The 25,639-nt window shown below is 63.4% G+C and carries 23 protein-coding genes; 15 read left to right on the top strand and 8 right to left on the bottom strand.

What is annotated here, in order from left to right:
* Positions 1 to 43: 43 nt before the first annotated feature.
* The 11 genes from MNR01_RS14195 to MNR01_RS14245 all read left to right on the top strand — a co-directional run bounded on the left by MNR01_RS14195 (position 44) and on the right by MNR01_RS14245 (position 14,222).
* Positions 44 to 1,225 (top strand): cystathionine gamma-synthase, encoded by a 1,182-nt coding sequence (locus MNR01_RS14195; RefSeq protein WP_241918413.1) that lies wholly within the window; start codon positions 44 to 46, stop codon positions 1,223 to 1,225.
* 25 nt (positions 1,226 to 1,250) lie between these two features.
* A complete protein-coding gene (locus MNR01_RS14200; RefSeq protein ID WP_241918414.1) occupies positions 1,251 to 2,045 on the top strand; it encodes an ABC transporter permease in 795 nt (264 codons plus the stop codon).
* A complete protein-coding gene (locus MNR01_RS14205; RefSeq protein ID WP_345779015.1) occupies positions 2,035 to 3,450 on the top strand; it encodes an ABC transporter ATP-binding protein in 1,416 nt (471 codons plus the stop codon). Before MNR01_RS14200 ends, MNR01_RS14205 begins: the two co-directional genes overlap by 11 nt.
* Positions 3,450 to 6,854, top strand: a complete 3,405-nt coding sequence (locus MNR01_RS14210; protein ID WP_241918415.1) for a methyltransferase domain-containing protein — start codon at positions 3,450 to 3,452, stop codon at positions 6,852 to 6,854. The genes MNR01_RS14205 and MNR01_RS14210 overlap by 1 nt, the downstream gene beginning before the upstream one ends.
* Positions 6,851 to 7,882 carry a dehydrogenase gene (locus MNR01_RS14215; protein WP_241918416.1) on the top strand — a complete coding sequence of 344 codons (1,032 nt, stop codon included), beginning with the start codon at positions 6,851 to 6,853 and terminating at the stop codon, positions 7,880 to 7,882. Before MNR01_RS14210 ends, MNR01_RS14215 begins: the two co-directional genes overlap by 4 nt.
* Entirely contained in the window at positions 7,879 to 8,460 is a 582-nt protein-coding gene (locus MNR01_RS14220; protein ID WP_305852241.1) for a D-sedoheptulose 7-phosphate isomerase, read from the top strand. The genes MNR01_RS14215 and MNR01_RS14220 overlap by 4 nt, the downstream gene beginning before the upstream one ends.
* Positions 8,457 to 9,149: a nucleotidyltransferase family protein gene (locus tag MNR01_RS14225; protein ID WP_241918417.1), complete on the top strand. Its 693-nt coding sequence runs from the start codon at positions 8,457 to 8,459 to the stop codon at positions 9,147 to 9,149. Before MNR01_RS14220 ends, MNR01_RS14225 begins: the two co-directional genes overlap by 4 nt.
* Before the next feature lie 17 nt (positions 9,150 to 9,166).
* Positions 9,167 to 9,745 carry an HAD family hydrolase gene (locus MNR01_RS14230; protein WP_241918418.1) on the top strand — a complete coding sequence of 193 codons (579 nt, stop codon included), beginning with the start codon at positions 9,167 to 9,169 and terminating at the stop codon, positions 9,743 to 9,745.
* On the top strand, positions 9,746 to 10,471 hold the full coding sequence (locus MNR01_RS14235; RefSeq protein ID WP_241918419.1) for a methyltransferase domain-containing protein: 726 nt from the start codon (positions 9,746 to 9,748) through the stop codon (positions 10,469 to 10,471).
* A 255-nt stretch (positions 10,472 to 10,726) separates the two neighbouring features.
* Positions 10,727 to 11,593 carry a class I SAM-dependent methyltransferase gene (locus MNR01_RS14240; RefSeq protein WP_305852242.1) on the top strand — a complete coding sequence of 289 codons (867 nt, stop codon included), beginning with the start codon at positions 10,727 to 10,729 and terminating at the stop codon, positions 11,591 to 11,593.
* Between the two features lie 178 nt (positions 11,594 to 11,771).
* A complete protein-coding gene (locus MNR01_RS14245; RefSeq protein WP_241918420.1) occupies positions 11,772 to 14,222 on the top strand; it encodes a hypothetical protein in 2,451 nt (816 codons plus the stop codon).
* A gap of 49 nt (positions 14,223 to 14,271) precedes the next feature.
* Here MNR01_RS14245 and MNR01_RS14250 read toward each other — a convergent pair whose 3' ends face one another.
* The 6 genes from MNR01_RS14250 to MNR01_RS14275 all read right to left on the bottom strand — a co-directional run bounded on the left by MNR01_RS14250 (position 14,272) and on the right by MNR01_RS14275 (position 18,950).
* A complete protein-coding gene (locus MNR01_RS14250; protein WP_241918421.1) occupies positions 14,272 to 14,730 on the bottom strand; it encodes a GtrA family protein in 459 nt (152 codons plus the stop codon).
* Positions 14,717 to 15,424 carry a class I SAM-dependent methyltransferase gene (locus tag MNR01_RS14255; RefSeq protein ID WP_241918422.1) on the bottom strand — a complete coding sequence of 236 codons (708 nt, stop codon included), beginning with the start codon at positions 15,422 to 15,424 and terminating at the stop codon, positions 14,717 to 14,719. The genes MNR01_RS14250 and MNR01_RS14255 overlap by 14 nt, the downstream gene beginning before the upstream one ends.
* Positions 15,425 to 15,458: 34 nt before the next feature.
* Positions 15,459 to 16,403, bottom strand: coding sequence for a glycosyltransferase family 2 protein (locus MNR01_RS14260; protein ID WP_241918423.1), 945 nt, complete (start codon positions 16,401 to 16,403; stop codon positions 15,459 to 15,461).
* The gene (locus MNR01_RS14265; RefSeq protein ID WP_241918424.1) at positions 16,390 to 17,079 is read right to left on the bottom strand and encodes an NAD-dependent epimerase/dehydratase family protein; all 690 of its coding nucleotides are present in this window, start codon (positions 17,077 to 17,079) and stop codon (positions 16,390 to 16,392) included. Before MNR01_RS14265 ends, MNR01_RS14260 begins: the two co-directional genes overlap by 14 nt.
* A 183-nt stretch (positions 17,080 to 17,262) precedes the next feature.
* The gene (locus tag MNR01_RS14270; RefSeq protein WP_241918425.1) at positions 17,263 to 18,204 is read right to left on the bottom strand and encodes an electron transfer flavoprotein subunit alpha/FixB family protein; all 942 of its coding nucleotides are present in this window, start codon (positions 18,202 to 18,204) and stop codon (positions 17,263 to 17,265) included.
* On the bottom strand, positions 18,204 to 18,950 hold the full coding sequence (locus MNR01_RS14275) for an electron transfer flavoprotein subunit beta/FixA family protein (protein ID WP_241918426.1): 747 nt from the start codon (positions 18,948 to 18,950) through the stop codon (positions 18,204 to 18,206). Before MNR01_RS14275 ends, MNR01_RS14270 begins: the two co-directional genes overlap by 1 nt.
* Positions 18,951 to 19,176: 226 nt before the next feature.
* Here MNR01_RS14275 and MNR01_RS14280 point away from each other — a divergent pair, with 226 nt between their 5' ends.
* Positions 19,177 to 20,589, top strand: a complete 1,413-nt coding sequence (locus tag MNR01_RS14280) for a mannose-1-phosphate guanylyltransferase/mannose-6-phosphate isomerase (RefSeq protein WP_241918427.1) — start codon at positions 19,177 to 19,179, stop codon at positions 20,587 to 20,589.
* Positions 20,590 to 20,593: 4 nt separating this feature from the next.
* Here the strand turns inward: MNR01_RS14280 and MNR01_RS14285 are convergent, their stop codons facing one another.
* Positions 20,594 to 21,511 (bottom strand): hypothetical protein, encoded by a 918-nt coding sequence (locus tag MNR01_RS14285; RefSeq protein ID WP_241918428.1) that lies wholly within the window; start codon positions 21,509 to 21,511, stop codon positions 20,594 to 20,596.
* Positions 21,512 to 21,695: 184 nt separating this feature from the next.
* Between MNR01_RS14285 and MNR01_RS14290 the strand changes: the two genes are divergently transcribed.
* The 3 genes from MNR01_RS14290 to MNR01_RS14300 are packed head-to-tail and all read left to right on the top strand — an operon-like array spanning position 21,696 to position 23,873.
* The gene (locus tag MNR01_RS14290; RefSeq protein WP_241918429.1) at positions 21,696 to 22,424 is read left to right on the top strand and encodes a CoA transferase subunit A; all 729 of its coding nucleotides are present in this window, start codon (positions 21,696 to 21,698) and stop codon (positions 22,422 to 22,424) included.
* Between the two features lie 27 nt (positions 22,425 to 22,451).
* Positions 22,452 to 23,081: a CoA transferase subunit B gene (locus tag MNR01_RS14295; protein WP_241918430.1), complete on the top strand. Its 630-nt coding sequence runs from the start codon at positions 22,452 to 22,454 to the stop codon at positions 23,079 to 23,081.
* A gap of 60 nt (positions 23,082 to 23,141) precedes the next feature.
* The gene (locus MNR01_RS14300) at positions 23,142 to 23,873 is read left to right on the top strand and encodes a methyltransferase domain-containing protein (RefSeq protein WP_241918431.1); all 732 of its coding nucleotides are present in this window, start codon (positions 23,142 to 23,144) and stop codon (positions 23,871 to 23,873) included.
* A gap of 45 nt (positions 23,874 to 23,918) precedes the next feature.
* On the opposite strand, the gene MNR01_RS14305 is transcribed toward MNR01_RS14300, so the two are convergent.
* The gene (locus tag MNR01_RS14305; RefSeq protein ID WP_241918432.1) at positions 23,919 to 25,577 is read right to left on the bottom strand and encodes an electron transfer flavoprotein-ubiquinone oxidoreductase; all 1,659 of its coding nucleotides are present in this window, start codon (positions 25,575 to 25,577) and stop codon (positions 23,919 to 23,921) included.
* Positions 25,578 to 25,639: the final 62 nt, after the last annotated feature.

Here is a 25,639-nt window from a genome sequence, read left to right on the forward strand (position 1 = left end):
TAGAATCGGCGGCCGCCCATGCTAGCGGAACTGGAAGGAATAGATGACCGACAAACACGCCGGAGGCGGGGCCCGCAAGCCCGGTCTGGGAACCCTTGCGATCCATGCCGGCCAATCGCCGGACCCGAGCACGGGCGCGGTCATGACGCCGATCTACGCCACCTCGACCTATGCACAGTCGAGCCCGGGCGTGCATCAGGGTTTTGAGTATTCGCGCAGCCACAACCCGACCCGCTTTGCCTACGAGCGCTGCGTCGCCGGCCTGGAAGGCGGCAGCCGTGGCTTTGCCTTCGCCTCGGGCCTGGCCGCGACCTCGACCATCCTCGAGTTGCTCGACTCTCGCAGCCATGTCATCGCCATGGACGACGTTTACGGCGGCACCTACCGCCTGTTCGAACGCGTGCGTCGCCGCTCGGCCGGGCTGGATTTCAGCTGGGTCAACCTGACCGACGTAGCCGCCTTCGAGGCGGCGATCCGTCCCGAAACGAAAATGGTCTGGATCGAGACCCCGACCAATCCGCTGCTGAAGCTGGTCGACATCGCCCAGATCGCGGCGATCGCGCGCAAGCGCGGCCTGATCGTCGTGGTCGACAACACGTTCAGCTCGCCGATCCTGCAGCGCCCGCTCGAGCTGGGCGCGCACATCGTCATGCACTCGGCGACCAAGTACCTCAACGGCCACTCCGACATCGTCGGTGGCATGGCCGTTGTGGGCGACGACGCCGAGATCGCCGAGCAGATGGGCTTTTTGCAGAACGCCATCGGCGGCGTGCAGGGACCGTTTGACAGCTTCCTGGCACTGCGTGGATTGAAGACGCTGCATCTGCGGATGGAGGCGCATTGCGAGAATGCGCAGGCCTTGGCGGAGTGGCTTGAGCAGCATCCGGCGGTGGAGAAGGTGCTCTACCCGGGGCTGAAGTCGCATCCGCAGCATGAGCTGGCGAAGCGGCAGATGGACGGGTTTGGCGGGATGGTCAGCATCTACCTGAAGGGTGGACTGGAAGCAGCCACGCGCTTGTGCGAAAGGACCGAACTGTTCGCCCTGGCCGAGTCGCTCGGTGGCGTGGAGAGCCTGGTCAACCATCCGGCAGTGATGACGCACGCGTCGATTCCGCCCGACCGGCGCGCCGCGCTGGGCATCGGTGACAACCTGGTGCGGTTGAGCGTGGGAATCGAGGATGTGGCGGACCTGCGCGATGACCTCAGCGCAGCGCTTGGCGCATGACTTCAATCGATTTGAGAGTCATCCGATGAGCATCCTTTCCGCGTTTGGTAGCAACCGCTCGCTCGTCTTCGAGCTGACGCGGCGTGAGATCCTCGGCCGTTACCGCGGCGCAAGTTTCGGGCTGTTGTGGTCGCTGATCAGTCCCTTCCTGATGTTGATGGTCTATACGCTGGCCTTCGGATTCATCATGAAGAGCCGTTGGCCGGGAACGACAGGAACGACCACCGAATTCGCCTTGATCCTGTTCGTCGGCCTGACGGTGCACGGATTCTTCGCCGAGTGCGTGAACCGTGCCCCCAGCCTCATTGTCGGCAACACCAGTTACGTCAAGCGGGTCGTGTTCCCACTCGACCTGCTGGTCTGGAGCATGACGTTCTCGGCACTGTTTCACCTGCTGATGAACACGGTGGTCTTGCTGCTGCTGCAATTGCTCTGGAACGGCCAGATCCACGCCACGACGCTGCTGTTTCCCCTCGTGGTGCTGCCGTTGATCATCCTCACCGTTGGCGTGGGCTGGATCGTGTCGGCCCTTGGCGTCTTCCTGCGCGACATCGGCCAGGTTGTGGGCGTGGTTACCGCTGCAATGCTGTTCCTGTCATCGGCCATCGTGCCCGTGGACTCCGTCCCGGAACACTATCGCTGGGTGTTCATGGCCAATCCGCTCACATTCATCATCAATGAAGCGCGCCAGGTCGTTATCTGGGGAAATGCGCCCAACTGGCTTGGGCTGGGCATCTATTTCGTGATTGCCATTGCCGTGGCCTCCTTTGGTCACATGCTCTTCCAGAAGCTTCGAAAAGGGTTTGCCGATGTCCTCTGACGCCGCTTACGTCGTGACTGAGCAACCGGCTTCAGACCCGGGCAAGGGCAAGCCTGTCATTTCCATCCGTGGTGCCGGCAAGGCATACGCGATGTACGACAGCCCGGCCCATCGCCTGTGGCAGGGAATCCTTGGTCGGCGCAAGAAGTTCTTCCGTGAGTTCTGGGCACTCCGGGGGGTCAACCTCGACGTCCATCGCGGCGAGACGGTGGGAATTGTCGGTCGCAATGGCTCGGGCAAATCAACCCTGCTACAGATGATCGCGGGCACGCTGACTCCCACCGAGGGCACCATCGAGGTGAACGGCCGCGTAGCCGCGCTGCTCGAATTGGGCAGCGGCTTCAACCCGGAGTTCACTGGCCGAGAGAACGTCTACCTCAATGCCGCGATCCTCGGACTCAAGCGCCACGAGATCGATGCGCGCCTGAACAGCATCCTTGAGTTTGCCGACATCGGCGAGTTCATCGACCAGCCGGTCCGCAGCTACTCCAGCGGCATGGTCGTGCGTCTGGCCTTTGCCGTCATCGTCCACGTAGACGCGGACATCCTCATCATCGATGAGGCGCTGGCGGTAGGTGATGCCTTCTTCTCGCAAAAGTGCATGCGCTTCCTGCGTGGTTTCCAGGAACACGGGACGCTGTTGTTCGTCAGCCATGACGCTGCTGCCGTGACCAACTTGTGCGAACGCGCACTCTGGCTGAGTGCGGGCGAACCAAAGATGGTCGGCAGTTCCCAGGAGATCGTCGAGTCGTACATGGCGCAGGAGCACGCGGTGGGGCGGGGGAAAGCCACCGGAGAAGTCGTCAAGGTCGAAAGCGCTCGCAAGCGAAGCGGTCGCGACGAGGATCCGTCCCTGGCCCTGCAGCCGGACTTCCGCGCCGCACGTCTGACAGACGCCGGGTTCGTGAACCGGATGAGGGCTTTCGAGTTCACTCCGGACAATGTCGGAATACAGTTCGGTGCGCGCAACGCCGTCGTCGAGAACGTTGAGTTGCGGGCGCAAGGGGAGGCCGTGCACCTTCTGCGTGGTGGCGAGGTCGTTGAGTTGCGGATTTCCGTGAGGCTCGAGCAGGCCCTGGACAACGTGATCATCGGGTTCTTCGTGAAGGACCGGCTCGGACAGCGCCTGTTCGGCGACAACACGTACTTTGCGTGCATGCACCAGCCTCCCGGCGGCGAATCTGGTCAAGTGCTTCGCGCAACGTTCAAATTCAGGATGCCGGTGCTGCCGGTGGGTTCATACATGATTGATGCTGCGGTCGCCACAGGCGACCAGCAGGACCACACGCAGCAGCATTGGATCCACGATGCGCTGGAGTTCCGTGCGCTCGATGACGTCATGTGTTTTGGTCTGGTTGGATTGCCCATGCTGGACATTGCTGTAGAGAACGAGGGAAGTGCCTGATGGATTTCAGCGGTGAACGCTTCATTCCCACCGAGCTGGGGGAGCTGAGCCTCGAGCACTGGCACCGGTACGCCTGGTGCAGGAATGCGATGAAGGGCCTGCGCGTGCTCGATGTCGCCTGCGGTGAAGGCTATGGTTCGGCGTTGCTGGCTTCGGTTGCCGAGTCGGTCGTCGGCGCGGATATCTCCGAGGAAGCCGTTGCGCACGCGCGCGCGCACTACCCGCTGGACAACGTCGAGTTCGTCCAGGCGAGCGCGACCGCGCTGCCGTTCGCTGACGCCCAGTTCGATGCCGTCGTTTCGTTCGAGACGTTGGAGCACCTGAGCGAGCAGGAGGAAATGCTCACCCAGATCCGCAGGGTGCTGAAGCCGGGTGGCTTCTTCATCGTTTCCTCCCCGAACAAGGAGGTCTATTCGGATCGGCGCGGGTTCAAGAACGAGTTCCACGTCAAGGAACTCTATGCGGACGAGTTGAGCGCGTTGCTCGGTCGCCACTTCGGCGCTGTCCAGTACTTCGGCCAGCGAATGGAGTCTGCATCGGTTCTGCTGCCGGTCTCCGGCCATCGTTCATCGTACGAGGCCTGGAGCGGCAGTGAGAGCGGCGTCGAGAACACCACCAGCGAAGTCAAGGACATCATGTATTTCCTTGCCGTTTGCTGTGCGACTCCGGATTTGATGCCGGAGATGCCGGCATCGTTGTTCTCCGATGCCCGTGTCGATCTGTATGCCCGTCATGAGGACATTTCCCGGTGGGCGCTGTCGCTGGATGCGGAGCTCAAAGAGCTGGGGAGTCGTTATCGGTCCCTCGAAGCGGAGTTCGAAGAGCGGACGCAGTGGGCATTGTCGCTCGATGCGGAACTTTCGCGCGCACGGTCCGGCGGGGAAGGTTCCGGCGCGGTACCGCTGGATGAGGAGCGACGCAATCGCGAGCGCGTGCAGCAGTTGCTCGAAGAGCTGGCCGAACTTCGCACGCTTTCCGACCAGTCGGTTAAACGCATCGCCGAACTTCGAAAGCTTGGCGACCAGTCAATCGATCGCATTGCCGAACTTGAGTGCGAAGTCGAACAGGCAAGGCAGCGCTACTCGACCCTTGCAGCCCGGCACAAGGAAGCGGAACTGCAGCACGCGGCCGAGCTCGGACGCGACGCCCAGAACGAGCGGGTCATGACGGCTCGGATGGCCGATCTCGAACGCGAAAGCGGCGAGCTGGCAACCAGCCTCGCGCAAGTACTCAATTCGGCCTCCTGGCGCGTGACGCGGCCCCTGCGGTTCGTCGCACGAGTCCTGCGTGGTGACTGGCGTGCCGTCGTCGGTTCGCTGCGCGGATCGGGGCTCGCCCAGCACCCGTCCATCGCGTTGCTGCGTTCGCCGCTAAAGCGATGGCTGCTCAAGCGCGCCGAGGCTTCTCCTGCCCCGGAACCACTGGAACTGACCCAGATCATCGACAGCCGCGACCGCGTCCTGGGAAGGCTGCGATTCCAGACCCATGACGAACCGCTGGTATCGATCGTCATCCCGACCTACGGCGGCCTCAACCATACCCTCGCCTGCCTGAAGTCAATTTCGGAGCATACGCGCGGCACGTACGAGGTGATCGTCGCCGAGGACGCCTCGGGCGACGAGCAGATCCACGAGATCGGCTCGATCCCCGGCGTCCGGTATCACGTCAACGAGCAGAACCTCGGGTTCATCCGTTCCTGCAATTTGGCGGCGTCGCTGGCGCGCGGCCACTACATCTGCTTCCTCAACAACGACACGGAAGTGACCGAAGGCTGGCTGGACGGGATGCTCGACGTCTTTGCGACGCATGCCGACGCCGGCATGGTCGGGTCCAAGCTGGTTTATCCGGACGGCCGCCTGCAAGAGGCGGGAGGCATCGTCTGGAAGGATGCGTCGGCGTGGAACTTCGGTCGCCTGCAGGATCCGGACGCTTCCGAGTTCAACTATGTGCGTCATGCCGACTACTGCTCCGGCGCGAGCCTGCTGGTGCCGGCGGAACTGTTCAAGACCCTGGGCGGCTTCGACACGCTGTACGTCCCCGCCTACTGCGAAGACTCCGATCTGGCGTTCAAGGTCCGCAGCACGGGCCGCGAGGTGTACTACACGCCATTTTCGAAGGTCATCCACCACGAAGGCGTTTCGCACGGCACCGATACGGGGCAGGGCATCAAGGCCTACCAGCCGGTGAACCAGAAGAAGTTCCATGACCGGTGGAGTGCTGAACTGGCGGAGCATTACCCCAACGGTGAGCACGTGATGCGCGCCCGTGACCGGTCGAAGCGTCGCCCTGTGGTGCTGATCGTGGACCACTACGTTCCGCAACCGGATCGCGATGCCGGGTCACGGACCATGGTCGCTTTCATTGACCGGCTGCTGGAGCTGGGCTGCTCGGTGAAGTTCTGGCCTGAGAACCTGTACTACGACCCGATCTACACACCCCCGCTGCAGAAGAAGGGCGTCGAAGTGATGTACGGCGCCAACTGGGTAGGACGCATCGGAAACTACCTCGAGCAGAACGGCAAGGAACTCACCGCAGTGCTCCTGTCCCGGCCCCACGTGGCTACGCCGTGGCTCGATGCCGTGCGGCGCCACAGCGACGCCCGGGTGGTGTACTACGGGCACGACCTGCACTTCCGCAGGGCGGCGCTCGAGGCCAAGGTGCGCGGAGGCGACGCCGGCAACGTCGAGGCCGAGATCGCGAAGCTGGAGCGGATGGAGCGCGACATCTGGCGCAAGTCCGATGTAGTGCTGTATCCGTCCAACTGCGAAGCATCCGATGTCCGGGAACTCGAGCCCGGTGTGGACGCGCGCGCAATCACTCCGTACGCATTCACCCGGTTCGAGACGCCGGACGCGCCGCAGGGGCGCGTCGACCTGCTGTTCGTCGCAGGCTTCGCCCACCCACCGAATGTGGATGCCGCGAGCTGGCTGGTCAACGAGATCATGCCAAGGGTCTGGCGTGAAGCACCGGACGTGCGACTGGCGCTTGTGGGCTCCAATCCCACCCAGGACGTTCGCGCGCTTGCCGGGGCCCAGGTTGAAGTAACCGGCTATGTGACCGACGAAGAACTGCTGCGGCGCTATCGCACTTCGCGCGTGGCAGTGGTGCCCCTGCGATTTGGTGCAGGCGTCAAGAGCAAAGTTGTCGAGGCGCTGCAGCAGGGCACTCCGCTCGTCACCACGCACGTGGGCGCGCAAGGCCTGATCGGCGTCGACGAAGTATGCGAGGTGCATGACGATCCCGATGCCCTCGCCGACGCGATCGTCTCGGTGCTGAAGGATGACGCCCATTGGCAGCGGCTGGCGCATGCGGGTGCCAGCTATGCAAAGCGGGAGTTCTCGCGCGACGCGATGCGCGATGCGCTGGTCGAAGCGCTCGGGTTGCCAGAAGGAGCTGCTGAATGATCGTCCGATCCCGCGCGCCCCTGCGCCTCGGCCTGGCCGGCGGTGGAACCGACGTATCGCCGTTCTGCGACATCCATGGGGGATTCGTGATGAACGTTACGATCGACAAGTACGCCTATGCGACCCTCGATCCGGCTCCCAGTGGACTGGTTGAGTTCCACGCGCTCGATGCGGATGTCTCGCAGGCGTGCGCCCCGGGTGAAGTGGATCTCGGTTCGGGTCCGCTGCAGCTGATGAAGGGTGTCTACTCGACCATCGTCAATGACTACCTGGATGGTCGCCCCGCCCCGGCAATCCGCATTCGCGCCGCCTCCGATGCGCCTCCTGGCTCGGGGCTGGGCTCCTCGTCGACGATGGTGGTCGCCCTTGTCGCGGCGTTTGCCGAGTACTTCGGTCTGGCGCTGGGTGAATACGAGATCGCGCAACTGGCCTACCGCATCGAGCGCAATGAACTCGGCCTTGCGGGGGGCAAGCAGGACCAGTACGCAGCCGCCTTTGGCGGCTTCAACTTCATGGAGTTCTACGACGGCGACCGGGTCGTGGTCAACCCGCTTCGCGTGAAGGACTGGATCTGGTCGGAACTGGAGGCCAGCCTGGTCCTGTACTTCACCGGCGTGTCGCGGGCGTCGGCGAAGATCATCGACGAGCAGTCGCGCAATGTGCGCGATGGCCGCAGCGATTCGATCGACGCCATGCAGCGTCTCAAGGTCGAAGCGGTGCAGATGAAGGAAGCATTGTTGCGGGGCGATTTCGTGCGCCTGGCCTCGGTGATGCAGTCGGGCTGGCAGGCCAAGAAGCAGAGCGCGACCAGCATCACCAACCCCATGATCGACGAGCTCGAAGCCCTGGCGTTCGCAAATGGCGCACGGGCCACCAAGGTGTCCGGCGCCGGTGGTGGCGGTTTCATGATGTTCATTTGCGACCCCGCCGATCGCGTCGGGCTGGTGCGCGCGCTGCGCGGCGCAGGCGGCACTGTTTACGACACCCACTTCACGCATCAGGGAGCCAGCGCGTGGAAAATCGGATGAATGACTTCGTACAGGCTGAGTTCGACAAGAGCCTGCTCAACTTCCAGCGCATGTCGGAGGACGCCGGACTGCGCCAGCAGATCACCCAGGCCGTGGCGCTATGCGTGGATTCGCTGCGAGCCGATGGCAAGATCCTGTTTGCGGGCAACGGCGGCAGCGCCGCCGATGCCCAGCACTGGGCTGGCGAACTGGTGTCGCGCTTCTACTACGACCGCCCGGGCCTGGCCGCCATCGCGCTGACCACCGATAGCTCGATCCTGACCGCCATCGGCAACGATTACGGCTACGACTACACGTTCGCCCGGCAGGTCGAAGCACTGGGTCGGCGCGGTGACGTGCTGGTGGTCATTTCGACTTCCGGCAACTCACCCAACATACTGCGTGCCGCGCAGGCCGCGGCCGAGCGTGGAGTCCGCGTGATCGGATTCACCGGGCAGGCCGGTGGCAAGCTGGCGGCCATGTGCGACATCTGTTTCCGCGTCCCGTCCGACGAGACGCCGCGTATCCAGGAAGGCCACGAGTTCATCGGTCATCTGTTGTGCGCGCTCATCGAGGCGCAGATGTACCCCAAGGCATGAGCGCGACCGAGGCCATCGTCCTGGCCGGAGGGTTCGGCACGCGCTTGCGCCCAGTCGTCGATCAACTGCCGAAGCCGCTGGCGCCAGTCGCCGGCCGGCCCTTCGTCGCATGGGTGTTGGATCACCTTGCCGAGCAAGGGATCGAGCGCGTCGTAATGGCTACCGGCTACCTTGCCGAGATGATCGAGGCCGAGCTGGGCGACTCATGGCACGGGATGGGTCTGGCGTATTCGGTGGAGGTTGAACCGCTGGGTACTGGCGGCGCCATCGCCCTGGCACGGACGAAAGTGACAGGGGAGGGCGTGCACGTCGTCAATGGCGACACCTATTTGCGCTACTCACCACGAGCAATCGCCGAACTGGTCGTTGCCACCGGTGCCGATATGGCAATGGCCCTCGCCGAGGTCGAAGACGTCAGTCGCTATGGCGCCGTGACGAGCGCCGCAGGCCGCGTAACTGCGTTCAGTGAGAAGGGCCAGTCCGGCCCCGGCCACATCAATGCCGGCTGCTATTACCTCGGCGCGGCCACGCTGGCCGCCCTCCCGGCGGGCCACAGGTTCTCGTTCGAGAATGACGTGCTGATGCCAGGCGCCCACGATCACCGCGTCGCGGCCTATACGGAAACCAGTGGGTTCATAGACATCGGCGTGCCCGAAGACTTCCACCGCGCACAGGACATCTTCCGGTGAGTGCAGGCCCGCCTGCCGTGCGCGATCCATTCCGCGACCCTTCCGCATCGGGGCAGCGCGCACAGCCAGCCGATGCAACGGCGCGGGCCCTTTTTCTGGACCGCGACGGCATCATCAACATCGACCACGGTTACGTTCATCGACCGGAGCGTACCGAACTGGTGCCGGGCATATTTGAGCTGGTGGCCTCTGCCCGCGAGCTGGGATACCTCCCGATCGTGGTAACGAACCAGGCAGGCATTGGTCGCGGGCTATACACCGAACAAGAGTTTCTCGCCTACACCGCGTGGCTTCACCAGCAATTCCGTGATCAGGGGGCGCCGTTGGTGGCAACTTACTATTGCCCGCATCACCCGATCGCCGGCCGCGGTGAGTTCCTGGTTCGATGCACCTGCAGGAAGCCCGCGCCCGGGATGTTCCTGAGGGCTATATCGGACTACTCGCTTGATGCCCGGACTTCGGCGATGATCGGCGACAAGGAAAGTGACATCGAGGCGGCCCGTGCTGCCGGAGTCGAGAGTGTGTTGCTGGCCAGCAGCAAAGACGTCAAAGATATTTCCCTGGCAAGGTTGGCCGGGATCAAAGGGGGCAAGTAAGTGGATATCGAAGAGATTGTCGAGTGGTTCAATCGGGAACGCAGACCTGCGATGAATCCGGGCGACGTGCAGGAACTGTATTTCCAACTGCATCCGCGCACTGCGTTCCTGAAGAATCTCCCCGAAAACGCCCGTGTCGTCGACATCGGTGCCGGTGACGGCTCCCTGTCAGTATTCAAGGGTTGGCCGCGTCCGGTGCGGCAGGATCTGAAGATGTTCGCCTACTCGATCGAGAAGGGCGAGCACTTTGACCAGTTCGAAGGGTACGAGATAAGTGACTGGAACGTGGCGCAGCCGAGTTTCGATGGAATCGAGTTCGATGCGCTCGTCTCGGCCCATTTCATCGAGCACATTGCGGATCCGACCTCGCTGGCCGACTGGATGCAACGCAAGTTGCGCCCGAATGGCCGCGCCTACATCGAATGGCCATCCGAGGCATCGCTGTCCCTCCCCGGAATTGATGAAGTGAAGCGCCGCGGGGTTGATCTGATGATCACTCGATTCGACGACGACGACACGCATCAGAGGCTTCCGGCGCGCGACCTCATGCGAAGCGCGCTGTTGGCACAAGGCTTCGAAATCGAACAGGAGGGTGTGATTCGCCTTCCCTGGATCGAGAATCAGCTGATGGCAGGCTTCCGCGATGCGGACGATGTGTTCTGCCGCCAAGCCGCATTCTGGCTCGCGGCCGGGTGGTCACAGTTCATTGTGGCCCGACGCCGATGACGTATCCGCCGTGCCCTGAATCGGGCCCGACGGCCAGCTGGGAGCGTTGCCGCTACTGAACGGGCGGCCATGGTGGCGACCGGAGTCGAGGCTTGATAAAACCGTCTGACGACGTCCGTCCGGCGGTCTGCGCCAGGACTCCGGAAGATGGTTCCAGGACGAGGCACGTGGCTAAGCCAAGGCGGGCGCGAGCAGGAAAAGGGGTCTTGCCATGGCGGGTCGCTTGAGCGGTGAATTGCCAATCTGGGGAGGAGCATGGCAACAACGACGGAGCAGGACCTGGAGTTCTACGAATTCGACAGCTTTCAGGTGCGCGACGGCAATGAGGAGTTGTCGCTCCTGTGGCAGACCGATGCCCATGAAGCGCGCCGTATCGACTGGAGACAGCGCCATGGCTACTGCCCCGCTTGTCGCGGCCTTCAACCCCTGAGTTACTGGGAAGGGGCCGACCTCGAAAACGTGAACCTGCGCGAGCACCTGATCTGTACAGGGTGCGGCATGAACTCACGCCTGCGAGCGGCCTATGCGCTCTACACCGGAGCTCCGCGCGCACGACCCGACCGGAAGATATACATCACCGAACAAGTAACTCCGACCTTCGTATGGTTGCAAAAGCACCTGGACTGCAAGGTGATCGGAAGCGAGTTCGAAAGCGATCCGGAGAAACGCAAGGTCATGACAGCCTATCTACAGCAGCTCGGTGGCGATGGTGATGTCAGGTTTGATGACGTGACGCGCCTGAGCTTCTGGTGGCGCAGGAGCCTCGATGCGGTGCTCTCCTTCGACGTTTTGGAGCATGTACCCGACTATCGGCGAGCACTCAAGGAGTTTGCGCGTGTGCTGCGTCCTGGCGGCCACTTGATCGCCACTTTCCCATTCCTCGATCAGCAGCGGACCGTAACGCGGGCGCGACTTGACGGTAGGGGCGGCATCGAGCACTTGCTGGAACCGGAATACCACGGCGATCCGATCAGTGGCGGCGTGCTGTGCTTTTATCACTTCGGCTGGGATGTGCTGGATGAATGCCGGGCGGCGGGTTTTCGGAATGCCCGGTTCGTGATGCCGCATTCACGCGATTCCGGCCTGCTCTATGGCTTGTGGACCCTAGTGGCTACCAAGTGAGGCAGCGCGCCGTCAGTTGAATTTCAACGCCAGTTGCCACGATCCGACCCTGTGGTCGCGGGATGGCGGAGCGACCCATCGCCTGCACCCTGCATGGGGTAAGGATTGACTCGGCAGCCGCCAATCCTGGACCCCATCCAGACACGCTTTAGTAAGTCAAGAACAGGATAGTGCTTGCATGAAAAACCCGATCGCGCTGCTGGGGAAGGTTGCGACCGTCCTTTTGGCCCTGTTCTTCCTGGTGGTGCCGATCAACTCTTTCCTGGGCAAGGGGCCGTTCGACTGGCATATCGAGCAGGCCGAAGCCTGGCAGGGGGGAAGCGAGGTCCTTGGGCTGTGCGTACTTTTCTTCGGATCGCTGTCGCTACCCTGGAAGCGGGCACGAATTGCACTGGTACTGCTGTTCGGCTGGTTGTATGCACGCCGACACGGTGTCGATCTGTCCATCATGGCCTGGTATCTCTGCGCCGAGGCAATGCTGGCGCTGGGTTGGTCACTGTTGCCGCGTATCGGCATGACCCGGATTCCCCGCCATTCGAATCTGTTGATCGCCGGATTGGTGGGCGTCGTCGTCTGGTCGCTGGTGATCTGGACGAGTTCGGCAGCAGGGCTTGGTGCCGCACCTGCCGTCACCCTGATTGCAGTTGCCGTCCTCGGGATGGCACTCGTCCTGGGGCGCGGCCCACGGCTGGGCGCCGTGCTATTGCGGTCCATGCATCGGAAGAGTGTGCTGGAAAGGCTGTTCTGCGCGTTGATCGCATCGTTCTTCCTCGCACTGTTTGCCAAGGCTTCGGTGGTCGTCGACTCCGATTCACTCTGGTACGGCCTGCAAGCCGAAAAGTTTCTGGTAGGGGATGGTGGCCTCTACTCCGGACAAGGTCTTGTCGCCGTTGTCCACTACTACCCGAAGCTGTACGAGGCGCTGCAGCTGCCGTTTGCCGGGCTGGGTAGCGTTTCGCTGATCTACGGGAGCGGAATTTTCAGCGCGCTCCTGGTCGCGCTTACCTGCGCGGCCATCCTGCGCGAGTATCGAGTGCGGCCGGAATTCCGCTGCGCGGGGATGGCGATTGTCATGACCATGCCGGCACTGGCCAACATCGCCGTGACGGCCAAGGGCGACGCGTTTTCGTCCTGGCTCCTGCTGCTGGGCGTGCTGGCATTGGTACGCTTCAGGAAGGGCTTGAGCGGAGCTTGGCTCTGGATATCGGTGACATCGCTGGCGCTGGCGATTCTGGCGCGCCTGTCGAATCTTCCGTACGCGGCATTGCTGTTCGTGCTGCTGGTTGCGAGCGCCGTGCAGCGTAGCTTGGCCGTTGGCAACGTTGCATGGCTCGCCAACCGCGGGGCATGGCTTGCGATGGCCGGCGCACTGCTGAGCGCCATGGTCCTGGCCAGAACCTATCTGCTGGCAGGCGTATTTCTGGTGGCACCGGTTTCTGTCGTCGAGTTGCAAGGTGCCCTGGGCCTGACGCTGAAGTACCCGGTTGGCTCACTTCCGGTCAGCGACCAGCTACCGCGTTTCCCCGTGATCGCGGGCTTGCGCAGCGTGCTCTTCGACCCGGCTTCGTTGCCGCACATCATCATCGGCTGGACCGGAAACGTATGGGCGTTCCTGCCGCTCGCAGCATTGCTGCTTTGGCCGAGGCAGGGGCAACCAAAGCTTGGGGCGTGGCCCATGCTGGTATTGGGCCTGAGCTACTTCGTGGTCCTGTTCGGCTATAGGTTCCTGGTCCCGGGCGGTGACGGGAACTACTTCATCGTGCCGATTGTTTGCCTGACGATTTGGGGCGTGGTCCAGTCGAGACGCTTGACTGACTCAAGTGGTCGCCTGCTCGCGATGGTGCTGTTCTTCTTTGCGCTGGTTTCGGCGGCGATCTCGTTTGTGACCGGCTCGTGGGGTCCGGGGACTCGCGCACTTGACGTGGTGAGCACCCGCCTGCCCTTCGAGCTCGATCGCGCCCACTCACCGAACATCGCCGCCGCCAAACTGGGCGACGTCGACAAGTTCTTCAATGGAATGCCTCCTTCGACGCGTGTTCTGGGTGTGGAGGCTGCCGGTCTGAGTCCCGACGCCACCACCGGATTCTGGCTGCCCGTGCGCTACGAGCCCGCAGAAGTCATAGGGTGGTCTCGGCCAGAACTATGGCGCGACAGCAACACGGTCGTGGCCCTGCTGGCGCAAACCCAGATCGAGTATGTCGTCATGCCGGTGCAGTCAACCGGCAAATGGGTTGAGATTCAGCTGAAAGCAGCGCTGTCGTTCCTGCACGGCAGGGGCCAGGCCAAGCGCGTTCACCAGGACGGCACCTACGAGATCTGGCAATTGGCACGAGCCAGCGTCGCTCGTGCAGAGCTCGAGGGTGGTGGCTACGCCACGGTCGAAATTTCTCCGGAATTGCTTTGCCAGGGCCATGGCGTGGCCACGGTGGAATGGTCAGCGGCCAGCCCCGTCGTTGCCATCGAGGTCGAAGGCGAAGGTGGCGACGCTCCCTCGCTATGGGCAGAAGCAGGTCGAGCTGGACGCCTGGACACTGGTCCATGGGTTGCGCCATACACGCGCTTCATCTTCAAGCGCGGGCGCCAGGGTGAAGTGCTGGGAAGCGTCGAACTGAATCCGAACTGTCATTGAGCGACAAGCGAGAATGGCCAAAGGGCCGCCCGAACCTGTCGAGCCGGCCCTAGGGGCTTGCAGCATTCCCCCCTACGCGCATGACCCATCGTGACATCACGAAGGTCAGGGGAAGGGGGATCAGCACGGAAATCGCAAATGCCAGTTCTTCGCGAATGCCGAAACTTTCGACCGACAGTTTCAGCAACACAAGTCCGAAGAGGAACTGAACCAGATAGACGACCGGAAAGATCAATGCTGACGCGCGCCGCATGGGCTGCTTGAAGACAAACAGGGCGCTACTTACGTATGCAAGCGCGATCCCCAGAAGATAGGAGACGACATAGGCTGCTTCGTAGCGGAGCCATACAAGCAACAGAATGTAACACGCGTAGCTGAGCAATGTGCAAACGGTACGGATGATGACGAAGCTGGCAAACTGACGGATCATTGATGTGGATATGCGATTGCTGGCAAAGGAGTACGGAACGGCGGTTTGAACTTGCATTTCGGTGTCACGGTGAGGCATGCACGAAATACTGGGCACCCAACGGCAGCCATCCCAGGCTTGGCTCAACTGGTCTGAGCATCGAAAGGAAGCGCGGAAAGAAGACAATGTACCTGGATGTCGTCGAGCTGAACCCGGCGCGGCGTGCCAGTGACAGTAGCTCCGCGCGAGGTAGCAGGATGGCGTCGTCGTCGAACGGACAATCCCTGACTGCCTTCATCGTCAGCGGATTGAGCATGTTGTGCTCAAATATGAACGCGTGGCCGTCGGGCCGCAGGACCCGACGTATTTCTCCCATCCAGGCGGCGCGCTCTTCCACAGGAATGTGGTGGAAAACGCAGCCAACGAGGACGACGTCGAACTGGGCATCCTCGAAACCCAGTCGAGTACCTTCGATGACGGAGAACCCGGCCGAGGATCCGAAGTTCTCTTCGGCCATCCTGACGCTCTCAGGCGAGGGGTCGGCGCCGTGAATGGTCGCAGCAGGGAAGGCATTGCGGATATGCGGAATGGATCCGCCGACACCACAGCCGAAGTCCAATACGCGCAGCCCTGGAGTCCCGGCCGCCGCTCCCAACCAGCTGGCCATCACATTGGCCTTGTAAGCAGCGAAATACTCCGGATCTTCACCACTGGCGCGCGTGCTTGCCTTGTGCAACTCTTCGTACTTGCCAGCATACTGATCGAACTTTGGACGTTTACCAGGCATGCTCATCGCTGTTTCCTCGAGGGAGATGGGCCCAGGCGCACTACGCTCGCTCTGTCTGTGTCGTTGCTTCCACGGAATACATCGGCTTTCGAATTGTCGCACCCATCAGCCTTCCGACGTATTCGCCCAGCATGCCAAGGATCACAAGCTGGACGCCGCAGGCGAACAACACTACCGACATCAAGGACGTGTAACCGGGACTCGTGATGGTGCCCGCAATTCGGCCGTAAAGGATATAAAGCAGGTACAGGAAGCTCATGGAGGCCAATGCCGCCCCGCCGTAGGTGGCGACCCGCAACGGCAGCTGCGAGAACGTCACGAAGATGTTCACGGCGTGCGAAATCAGGCGCTTCATCGTGTAGGCGCTTTCGCCGTGCTGGCGCTCGCCGTGCGAGACCTCGACGGTAGCGACGCTGGTGGTGATCCAGGACAGGATGCCATCGATATACGGGCGGCTCATGCTGAAGCTGGTCAACTCCCGTGCGAGTGATGCGCGCATCACGCGATAGGATGTGTAGCTGTCGTTGAGGTCAGGGAATGCTTTTTTGAGCGTCCACCGCATCAATTCGGAAGTGATGTTCCGATAGCGTGCATGTGTCCTGACCGGGAACACGCCATAGACCAGCGGGTGGTCCTCGTCGCAGGCGTGCACCAGCTTTGGGATCGCCTCAGGCGGATGCTCCAGGTCGTCATCCATCGTAACCACCCATTCGCCCCGTGCATGGGCAATTCCGCAGGCGGTGGCTGCGTGCTGGCCGAAGTTGCGGCCGAGTCGGATGCCGCGGACCTCTGGGCGGGACCGGGCAATCTCGCAGATCATCGGCCATGCGCGCGGGTCGCCACGATCGTCCACCAGTATCAGTTCGTGGGTGAGGCCGGCAGTGGACATGCTCGTTGCTGTGCGCTGCGCGAGTTCGGCGAGCGCCGAAGCTCCCGCATAAACCGGGACGACGACCGAGACCGCGACTGGATCATTCTGGCCCATAGTATTTCCTGATCACGCTTTCCAAGTATCCCGGACCCATGTCGATTTCGAGCTGACCAGCTACCTTCTGGGCCAATTCAGTATCCAGCTCCAACGGATCGCCCCGATCATCCAGCTGATAATTGCCCTTGATTCCGAGGACGCGCTCGAAGGCCTCGACGATCAGCAGCATGGGCGTTGAATGCGGCGCAGCAATCGAGATTGCCGATGGCGCCTCCGGGGGCGCGAGGATGATCCGGGTGCCGATTGCAGCGACATCGTCGATGTCGATCAGGTTGCGCTGGGCGGTCTTCCAGACGGTGAAGCGCCGACCGTGGACGATACAGTCATAAATGAAGTTGGTCAGGGTCTTCGGGTTGCCTGTGCGCCCCACTACCTGCGGGAGGCGCAGCACCAGGCCGCCGGCTTCAATCACCAGCATCTCCATCCGCTGCTTGTGCAACAAGTAGGGGGTCATGTGGGAGTGCGGGTCGGCCAGTGCACAACTGCTGAAATAGACCCGTCGCCGCGCGGTGGATTCTGCAAGCGTCGTTTCGAGCAGGTAGCGCTCGCGGTCAAAACTGTTCGAGTCCTGGCAAGTCGAGTCTGAAACGCCCGCGGCGTAGATCAGTACCGACGGTTCATCCTCAAAATTTGGCCTGAATGCGTTTGCGAGCAGACCGTTCCCTACGATCATCGTAAACCTTCCGTGATGTGACAACGCTGCTGGCACATCAATATACCCCGTTGGCCGGTGTCTTCAGCCGGTGCTGTTTGAATCCCCTGCGCCGGCGCGAGCTTCATGCAACTAGATTCATGCTCACCAGATCGAGCAGGCAGCTGCAGATTGTCGCCTGCAGCGCCTGATTCACGGCCCGGATTAGCCCAGCGCCCGCTCCAACTCCGGCAGCAAGGCAAACAGATCCCCCACCAGCCCAATATCCGCAATCTCGAAGATCGGCGCATCGCCGTCCTTGTTGATGGCCACGATCGTACCGGCATCCTTGATGCCGGTCAGGTGCTGGATCGCGCCGGAGATACCGACGGCGATGTACAGCTCCGGGGCGATGATCTTGCCGGTCTGGCCGACCTGCAGTTCGTTGGGCACGTAGCCGGCATCAACAGCGGCGCGAGAAGCGCCAACGGCGGCCCCGAGCTTGTCGGCCAGGTCGTAGACGACCTTGAAGTTCTCGGCCGAGCCGACGCCGCGTCCGCCAGAGACCACTCGCTTGGCGCTCTGCAAGTCCGGGCGGTCCGACTTGCCCGCGGCCAGGCCGACGAAGCGGGTGTGTGCTGGCAGCGTGGTCTCGACGGCCAGCGGTTCAACCGGAGCGCTGCCGCCGTTGGCAGCTTCCGGCCAGGAGGCGGTGCGCACCGTGGCGACGACAGTATGGTCGCTGGGGGCTTCGACGGTGATGATCGCGTTGCCGGCGTAGATCGGGCGCTTGAACGTGTGGCTGCCTTCCACCGCCATCACGTCCGACACCTGGGCCACGCCGAGCAGGGCGGCCACGCACGGCATCAGGTCCTTGCCGAAGGTGGTGCTCGGGCCAAGCACATGGCTGTAGCCCGCGGCGGCCTTGGCGATCTGCGGTGCCAGCACCTGGGCGATGGCATGGGCGTTGGCGGCGTTGGCGATGGTCAGGACCTTGCCCACGCCAGCGATCTGCGCGGCCTGCGCGGCGACGGCGGCCGGGTCGGCGGCCAGCACGACGACGTCAACGGATTCGGGCTTGAGTGCCTGCGCAGCGGACACGCACTTGGCGGTGGAAGCGTTGAGCTTGCCGTCCAGGTGTTCGGCGACGATCAGAACCTTGCTCATTACAGCAGCCCCTTTTGCTTGAGTGCGGCGACCAGTTCGGCCGCATCCTTCACCATCACGCCCTTGCTGCGCTTGGCCGGCGCGGCGAAATGGGTGGTCTTGAGGGTGTCACCGGTGTCGATGCCGAGGTCGGCGAAGGCGATGGACTCCAGCGGCTTGCTCTTGGCCTTCATGATGTCGGGCAGCTTGATGAAGCGCGGCTCGTTCAGGCGCAGGTCGGTGGTGACCACGGCCGGCAGGTCGACTTCCAGCGTTTCCAGGCCGGCGTCGACCTCGCGGGTGACCGTTGCCTTGCCGTCTGCGACCTCAAGCTTGGAAGCGAAGGTCGCCTGCGGACGGCCCCACAGCGTGGCCAGCATCTGGCCGGTCTGGTTGGCGTCGTCGTCGATGGCCTGCTTGCCCAGGATCACCAGGTCCGGCTGTTCCTTCTCGATCAGCTTGAGCAGGGTTCGGGCCGCGGTCAGGGGCTGGATCGGGGCATCGCTGACCACGTGGATGGCGCGGTTGGCGCCCATGGCCAGGCCGTTGCGCAGGTGCGCCTGAGCGTCGGCCGGGGCGATCGTGGCGACCACGACCTCGGTGGCGATGCCCTTGTCACGCAGGCGCAGGGCCTCTTCCAGGGCGATTTCGTCAAAGGGGTTCGGCGACAGCTTGACGCCGTCGGTGACCACGCCGGAGCCGTCCGGCTTGACCTGGATGCGGACGTTGAAGTCCACCACGCGCTTGTAACCGACGAGAATCTTCATCGTGCGGGAGTTCCTGTGGGGTTGCGCGGCCGACAGGGGCCGAGAACCCCCAATTCTAGCCGAGAGCGGGTGCCATACGCAGGCGCACGTTTCGGATCCGATCGAGGGTGTCGGGCGGGCCAAGCGCTGGATTGCGTTAACTGAGTTGGGAGTTCCGGCGTCCGGGCAGGGCCATTCCCGGCGCGATCCGCTACCCTGCTGCCCGCAAATCCCACGCGGAGTCGAAATGCTTCATCCGGTCATTCTCAGCGGCGGCAGTGGGACCCGGCTGTGGCCGCTGTCGCGCCAGAACCAACCCAAGCAGTTCCTGGCCCTGATCGGCGATCACTCGCTGTACCAGGAGACCGTCCTGCGGGCGAGCAAGCTCCCCGGGGCGCAGCCGCCGGTGACGGTGTGCAGCGAGGACCACCGTTTCATGGTCGGCGAGCAGCTGCAGGAGATAGGCATTGCCAGCGGTGGCATCCTGCTCGAGCCAGTCGCGCGCAGTACCGCGCCGGCCATCGCCCTGGCCGCGCTGCATGCGTTGCGGCGGGACCCCGAGGCGACCTTGCTGGTGATGCCAGCCGATCATCTGATCGAGGACGAGGGCTCGTTCCGCACCGCGGTCGAGGCCGCCACCGCACTGGCCGGCGAGGGCTGGCTGGTGACCTTCGGCATCACCCCGGACTACGCCGAGACCGGCTACGGCTACATCCTGCGCGGCGCATCGCTCGGCAAGGGCGGCTACCAGGTGCACCGGTTCGTCGAGAAGCCCGATCTGGCCACCGCCGAGTCGTATGTCGCTGAAGGCACGTACGCCTGGAACTCCGGCATGTTCCTGTTTGGCGCGCAGCGCTATCTCGACGAGCTGGCCCGGCACGCGCCGGCGATCATCGAAGCAGCGCAAGCCGCGATGGCCAGCTCGACGACCGACCTGGATTTCATCCGCATCGATCACGATGCCTTCGCCGCCAGTCCCAGCGATTCGATCGACTACGCGGTGATGGAGAAGACCGATCGCGCCGCGGTGGTGCCGGTGAGTTGTGGCTGGAGCGACATCGGGTCGTGGTCGTCGCTGTGGTCGGTGGCGCAGCGCGACGATGAAGGCAACCGTTACGAGGGCGACGTCATCGCCGTCGACACCCGCGACAGTCTCGTGCGTGCGTCGGAGCGGCGGCTGATCGCCACCATAGGCGTCGAGGACCTGGTCATCATCGACACGCCCGACGCCACGCTGGTGGCGAGAAAGGATCGCGTGCAGGACGTCAAGGCGGTGGTCGACAAGCTCAAGAGCGCCGGGCGCCAGGAGCACCTGTTCCATCGCAAGGTCTACCGCCCCTGGGGCAGCTATGACTCGATCGGCGTCGGTCCGCGATTCCAGGTGAAGCGGATCGTGGTCAAGCCCGGCGCCGCACTGAGCCTGCAGAAGCATGCGCACCGTGCCGAGCATTGGGTGGTGGTGTCCGGCGTCGCCGAGGTCACCTGCGACGACAAGGTGTTCGACCTGCACGAGAATGAGAGCACCTACATCCCGCTGGGCAGCGTGCATCGCCTGCGCAACCGCGGGACCGAGCCGGTCGAGCTGATCGAGGTGCAATCTGGCAGCTATCTTGGCGAGGACGACATCGTCCGCCTTGAAGACGTCTACGGCCGCTCCTGACCGGTCAGACAGGCGCGCCGCGACGCAGCGTGTCAGCCAACAGCGCGGCAAAGCGGTCGGCGCTGCCGGGTGCGTGCAGGAAGAACAGCGAGGGCTCGCACAGTTCCAGTTCGAGCAGGCGCGGGCTGCCATCGTCGTCGCGGATCAGGTCGACTCGCGCATACGTCAGGGGTGATTGCAGGTGCAGGCATTCGGCCGCGACGGCCAGGACGCGCGTGGCCAGTGCCAGCTCGTCCTGGCCCGGGATGCGGGCGGTGATCTCCTCGGCCGCGAACAAATGCTCGGTCGGTCCTTCGTCACGCTGCAGCAGCGGTCCTTTGCGGATGGCATGGCTGAAGCGGCCTTCAAAGAACATCAGTGCGGTTTCGCCGTCGCGATCCACAGATGCCAGATACGGCTGCAACATTGCGCTGCGATCGGCTTCGAGCAGGCGGGCGATGTGGTTGGCCGCGGCGAACTCCTGGTCGCGCGAGTAGCGCTGCGCGTCGCGTGAACCGGCGCCGACGGCGGGCTTGACCACGAACTCGGCCGCCAGCGCGTGCTCGACCAGGAACGCCTGCAGGATCGGCAGGGGTTCCATGTCCGGCTCGACGAAGCGCGTTGCCACCACGGGTACCGATCGCTCCGCGAGCGCGGCGAGATAGTGCTTGTCGGTGTTCCAGCGCACCACCGGCAACGGATTGAGCAGGTGGCTGCGCGTGGATACATGCCCGCACCAGTCGAGGAACTCGCCCAGGCGCTCGGTGTAGTCCCATGGCGAGCGCAGCAGGACCGCATCGAAACGCGACCAGGTAACGGATGGATCGTCCCAGGCGCGGACCTGCGTGGCGATGCCGGCCCGTGCACAGGCATCGAGCAGCGGAACGAGGTCGTCGTCCAGAGCGGCGGCGGCGATCGCGGTGACGAGGGCAAGGCGTGGCATGGATCGAAGTCTAAAGGCAGGGCTGGGCTGGCGGGTCGGTTGCGGGATTGTTGCGGGATTGTTGCGGGCATTATCAGACCCCAGGCCCTCCGGATGGTTCGTCGACCATGCCCGAAGGTACGGTGGCCGCATGGGTGCGGCGGGGTAAACTGCTGGAATTCGCAGACCCGAACCGGAGTCCCCCATGGCCGCGACACAAGCCGGCGCCAGCAACAAGAGCAAGGTATTTCCTGACGCCCGTACCGCACTGGCAGGTGTCGTCGCCAATGACCAGACCCTTGCCGTCGGCGGCTTTGGCCTGTGCGGCATTCCCGAAGCGCTGATCGAGGCCCTGCGCGACAGCGGGGTCAAGGGCTTGACCGCGATCTCCAACAACGCCGGCGTCGATGGCTTCGGCCTCGGCCTGCTGCTGACGACCCGGCAGATCAGAAAGATGATTTCGTCGTACGTCGGCGAGAACAAGGAATTCGAGCGCCAGTTCCTGTCCGGCGAGCTCGAGCTCGAGTTCAACCCGCAGGGCACGCTGGCCGAACGCCTGCGTGCAGGCGGCGCCGGCATTCCGGCGTTCTTCACCCGTACCGGCTACGGCACGATCGTGGCCGACGGCAAGGAAACGCGCGAATTCGACGGCCAGCATTACGTCATGGAAACCGCGCTCAGGGCCGATGTGTCGCTGGTGAAGGCGTGGAAGGCCGACAAGTCCGGCAACCTGGTGTTCCGCAAGACCGCGCGCAACTTCAATCCGGCCTGCGCGATGGCGGGCAAGGTCTGCATCGTCGAAGTGGAACAGCTCGTCGAGGTTGGCGAGATCGATCCCGACCAGGTCCACCTGCCGGGCATCTACGTGGACCGCATCGTCCACAACCCGAATCCCGAAAAGCGGATCGAGCAGCGCACCGTGCGCGCCGGCTGACACCAGAACTGACAAGGACCCGAACCCATGGCCTGGACCCGCGACCAGATGGCGCAACGCGCCGCGCAGGAACTCACCGACGGTGCATACGTCAACCTCGGCATCGGCTTGCCGACGCTGGTGGCCAACTTCATCCCCGACGGGATGGACGTATGGCTGCAGAGCGAGAACGGTCTGCTCGGCATCGGTCCGTTCCCGACCGAAGCCGAAGTCGACGCCGACCTGATCAATGCCGGCAAGCAGACCGTGACGGCACGTCCGGGTGCGAGCTACTTCGGCAGCCACGACTCGTTCGCGATGATCCGCGGCGGCCACATCGACCTGGCGATCCTCGGCGCCATGCAGGTCACCGACCAGGGCGACCTGGCCAACTGGATGGTGCCGGGCAAGATGGTCAAGGGCATGGGCGGCGCGATGGACCTGGTCGCCGGCGTCAAGCGCGTCGTGGTGCTGATGGAGCACACGGCCAAGAGCGGCGAGCACAAGATCCTGCCGCAGTGCACCCTGCCGCTGACCGGCGTGGGCGTGGTCAATCGCATCATCACCGAACTGGCGGTGATGGACGTGACGGCCGAGGGGCTGAAGCTGATCGAGTTGGCGCCTGACGTGGAACTTGAAGAGCTGAGGCAGAAGACCGGAGTCGTGCTTCAAGCCTGATTCGTTTGTTTGCGGAACACGACAATGTCGTGCCGCCTTGAAAGAGGTTGTATAGAGTTGATGAAACAACGCGCGTTTGCCAGACCGGTGGAGTCACTGGCCGGGCTCGATGAAATTGCCCCTTGTGCAGTCTGCGGACACCGCGGCTACCGCCATCAAGATGTCCTGTGGGATGGCCTGGTTTCGGAGTGGGCGTTATCCGAAGCCGAAACTGCCTACATCAACCGGCAGCAGGGAACGCAATGCCTCGGATGTGGCTGCAACATTCGATCCATCGCTCTTGCGAAGGCAATCTGCGCCAGCGCAGGATTCGAAGGGACGCTGACCGAGCTGATTGCAACAGCGCCCTCGGAGCGTATGTTGGAAGTGAATGAGGCTGGCACGCTGAACCCTTGGTTGCGCCAGTTCCCCGGGCACGTGTTTGGCAGCTATCCGCAGGTCGATCTACAGAAGCTTTCGCTGGCCGATGCCAGCGTGGACCTGATCATCCACTCCGATACGCTCGAGCATGTGCCTGACCCGATGAAGGCACTTGCCGAGATGAAGCGCGTACTCGTCCCCAATGGTCGTGCGGTATTTACGGTGCCCATCATCCTGGGGCGAATGAGCCAATCCCGGGACGGGCTTGCCTCCAGCTACCACGGTGCCCCCGGAGGCTCCGAGTCCGATCTGGTCGTTCACAGCGAATTCGGCGCCGATTTCTGGGCAATGGTGATGCAGGCGGGATTTACCCGCTGCGAGATGATCTCTTTCGACTACCCTGCCGGAATCGCAATCGTCGCCAGGCGTTGAGCCTGGTTCGTGGCCACGACCGGCGCTGGCGCCGGTCGTCAAGCGTCACAGGTTCTGGTAATTCGGCCCCGAGCCGCCTTCCGGCGTCACCCAGTCGATGATCTCGTACGGGTCCTTGATATCACAGGTCTTGCAGTGCACGCAGTTGGCCGCATTGATCTGCAGGCGCTTGCCCACGCTTCCGTCGGCATGAACGTCCTGCACGATCTCGTAGACATTGGCCGGGCAGAAGCGCGTGCACGGGTTGTCGTACTCCTCGGCGCAGCGGGTAATGCAGATCGAGGTGTCGCGCACCTTCAGGTGCACCGGCTGGTCCTCGTCGTGTTCGGTCGCGGCGTAGTACACGCTCTGCAGGCGGTCGCGCGGGGCGAGCGTGCGGTCGACGTAGTCGCGGCCGCCGTGATCGGTACGCGGTGATTCGTGATCGGCAACCTTGTCCAGCGTCGACCAGTCGGCCTTGACCTTCAGCGTCCACGGCGAAAGCCCGGCGGTGATGGTTTCCCAGGCGGAATTTAGGATGCCGAACCAGAGGCCACGCTTGAAGCCGGGCTTGATGTTGCGGACCTTCTTCAGCTCGGCCATCGCCTCGGATGCGCGCAGCTTCGCGTCGAAGCCCTGCGGCGCCAGTTGCGAGGCGGCCAGGTGCTCGGCCGCGAGCATGCCCGAGCGGATCGCCTGGTGGGTGCCCTTGATCTTGGGCACGTTGAGCAGGCCGGCGGTATCGCCGATCAGCAGCGCGCCCGGCATCTCGACCTTCGGCAGCGACTGCCAGCCGCCGCAGACGATCGCGCGCGCACCGGCGGAGAGGATGTTGCCGCCTTCCAGCAGCGGCTTGACCGAGGGATGGTTCTTCCACTGCTGGAAGGCCTCCCATGGCTTGTATTCCGGATCCTGGTAGTCGAGGCCGCTGACGTAGCCCAGGGCGATGCGGCCCTTGTCCAGGTGGTACAGGAAGCTGCCACCGTAAGTCTGGTTGTCGGCCGGCCAGCCGAAGCTGTGGACGATCTTGCCCGGCTCGACGCGATCTTCCGGCACCTGCCACAGTTCCTTCAGGCCGATCGAGTAGCACTGCGGATCGCTGTCGGCGTCGAGCTTGAACTGCTTGACCAGGCGCTTGGTCAGGTGGCCGCGCGCACCCTCGGCCAACACGGTGACCTTGGCGCGGATGTTGATGCCGGCGGTGAAGCCGGGCTTGTGCGAACCGTCCTTGGCCACGCCCATGTCGCCGATGCGCACGCCGATGACGGTGCCGTCGGCATCGTGCAGGGTCTCGGAAGCAGCGAAGCCGGGGTAGATCTCCACGCCCAGCGCTTCGGCCTGCGGCGCCAGCCAGGCGCACATCGCGCCGAGGCTGACGATGAAGTTGCCGCGGTTGTGCATGCCCGGCGGGATCGGCAGCGGGGTGTGGCCGGTCTTGCTGAGCAGCCAGAATTCGTCCTTGACCGCCGGCACGCAGATCGGCGGCGGGTTGTCGCGCCAGCCCGGCAACAGGGCGTCGAGCGGGCCGGGCTCGATCACCGCGCCGGAGATGATCTGGGCGCCAATGGTCGAAGCCTTCTCGATCACGCACACCGAGATGTCGGGGTTGAGCTGTTTGAGGCGGATCGCGAACGCCAGGCCGGACGGACCGGCGCCGACGGTGACGACGTCGTACTCCATCACGTCGCGCTCGACCGTGTCGGCAGTGGTGTCGTGTTGGCTCATGCTGGCGGCTCCGCGTGCGGCTGGCTTTACAACCGTGGATTGTCGCGGTTTTGCGCAGGGGC

The organism is Lysobacter sp. S4-A87, from assembly GCF_022637455.1.
In the GTDB taxonomy this organism is placed as follows: Bacteria; Pseudomonadota; Gammaproteobacteria; order Xanthomonadales; family Xanthomonadaceae; genus Lysobacter_J.

Bases quoted from the DNA above. Each gene is read 5' to 3' on its own strand.
- MNR01_RS14195 (WP_241918413.1), top strand. From the start codon at position 44: ATGACCGACAAACACGCCGGAGGCGGGGCCCGCAAGCCCGGTCTGGGA.
- MNR01_RS14255 (WP_241918422.1), bottom strand. From the start codon at position 15,424: ATGAGCATGCCTGGTAAACGTCCAAAGTTCGATCAGTATGCTGGCAAG.
- MNR01_RS14305 (WP_241918432.1), bottom strand. From the start codon at position 25,577: ATGAGCCAACACGACACCACTGCCGACACGGTCGAGCGCGACGTGATG.
- MNR01_RS14280 (WP_241918427.1), top strand. From the start codon at position 19,177: ATGCTTCATCCGGTCATTCTCAGCGGCGGCAGTGGGACCCGGCTGTGG.
- MNR01_RS14210 (WP_241918415.1), top strand. From the start codon at position 3,450: ATGGATTTCAGCGGTGAACGCTTCATTCCCACCGAGCTGGGGGAGCTG.
- MNR01_RS14300 (WP_241918431.1), top strand. From the start codon at position 23,142: ATGAAACAACGCGCGTTTGCCAGACCGGTGGAGTCACTGGCCGGGCTC.
- MNR01_RS14275 (WP_241918426.1), bottom strand. From the start codon at position 18,950: ATGAAGATTCTCGTCGGTTACAAGCGCGTGGTGGACTTCAACGTCCGC.
- MNR01_RS14205 (WP_345779015.1), top strand. From the start codon at position 2,035: ATGTCCTCTGACGCCGCTTACGTCGTGACTGAGCAACCGGCTTCAGAC.
- MNR01_RS14245 (WP_241918420.1), top strand. From the start codon at position 11,772: ATGAAAAACCCGATCGCGCTGCTGGGGAAGGTTGCGACCGTCCTTTTG.
- MNR01_RS14220 (WP_305852241.1), top strand. From the start codon at position 7,879: ATGAATGACTTCGTACAGGCTGAGTTCGACAAGAGCCTGCTCAACTTC.
- MNR01_RS14260 (WP_241918423.1), bottom strand. From the start codon at position 16,403: ATGGGCCAGAATGATCCAGTCGCGGTCTCGGTCGTCGTCCCGGTTTAT.
- MNR01_RS14265 (WP_241918424.1), bottom strand. From the start codon at position 17,079: ATGATCGTAGGGAACGGTCTGCTCGCAAACGCATTCAGGCCAAATTTT.
- MNR01_RS14295 (WP_241918430.1), top strand. From the start codon at position 22,452: ATGGCCTGGACCCGCGACCAGATGGCGCAACGCGCCGCGCAGGAACTC.
- MNR01_RS14285 (WP_241918428.1), bottom strand. From the start codon at position 21,511: ATGCCACGCCTTGCCCTCGTCACCGCGATCGCCGCCGCCGCTCTGGAC.
- MNR01_RS14200 (WP_241918414.1), top strand. From the start codon at position 1,251: ATGAGCATCCTTTCCGCGTTTGGTAGCAACCGCTCGCTCGTCTTCGAG.
- MNR01_RS14240 (WP_305852242.1), top strand. From the start codon at position 10,727: ATGGCAACAACGACGGAGCAGGACCTGGAGTTCTACGAATTCGACAGC.
- MNR01_RS14250 (WP_241918421.1), bottom strand. From the start codon at position 14,730: ATGCCTCACCGTGACACCGAAATGCAAGTTCAAACCGCCGTTCCGTAC.
- MNR01_RS14290 (WP_241918429.1), top strand. From the start codon at position 21,696: ATGGCCGCGACACAAGCCGGCGCCAGCAACAAGAGCAAGGTATTTCCT.
- MNR01_RS14215 (WP_241918416.1), top strand. From the start codon at position 6,851: ATGATCGTCCGATCCCGCGCGCCCCTGCGCCTCGGCCTGGCCGGCGGT.
- MNR01_RS14270 (WP_241918425.1), bottom strand. From the start codon at position 18,204: ATGAGCAAGGTTCTGATCGTCGCCGAACACCTGGACGGCAAGCTCAAC.
- MNR01_RS14225 (WP_241918417.1), top strand. From the start codon at position 8,457: ATGAGCGCGACCGAGGCCATCGTCCTGGCCGGAGGGTTCGGCACGCGC.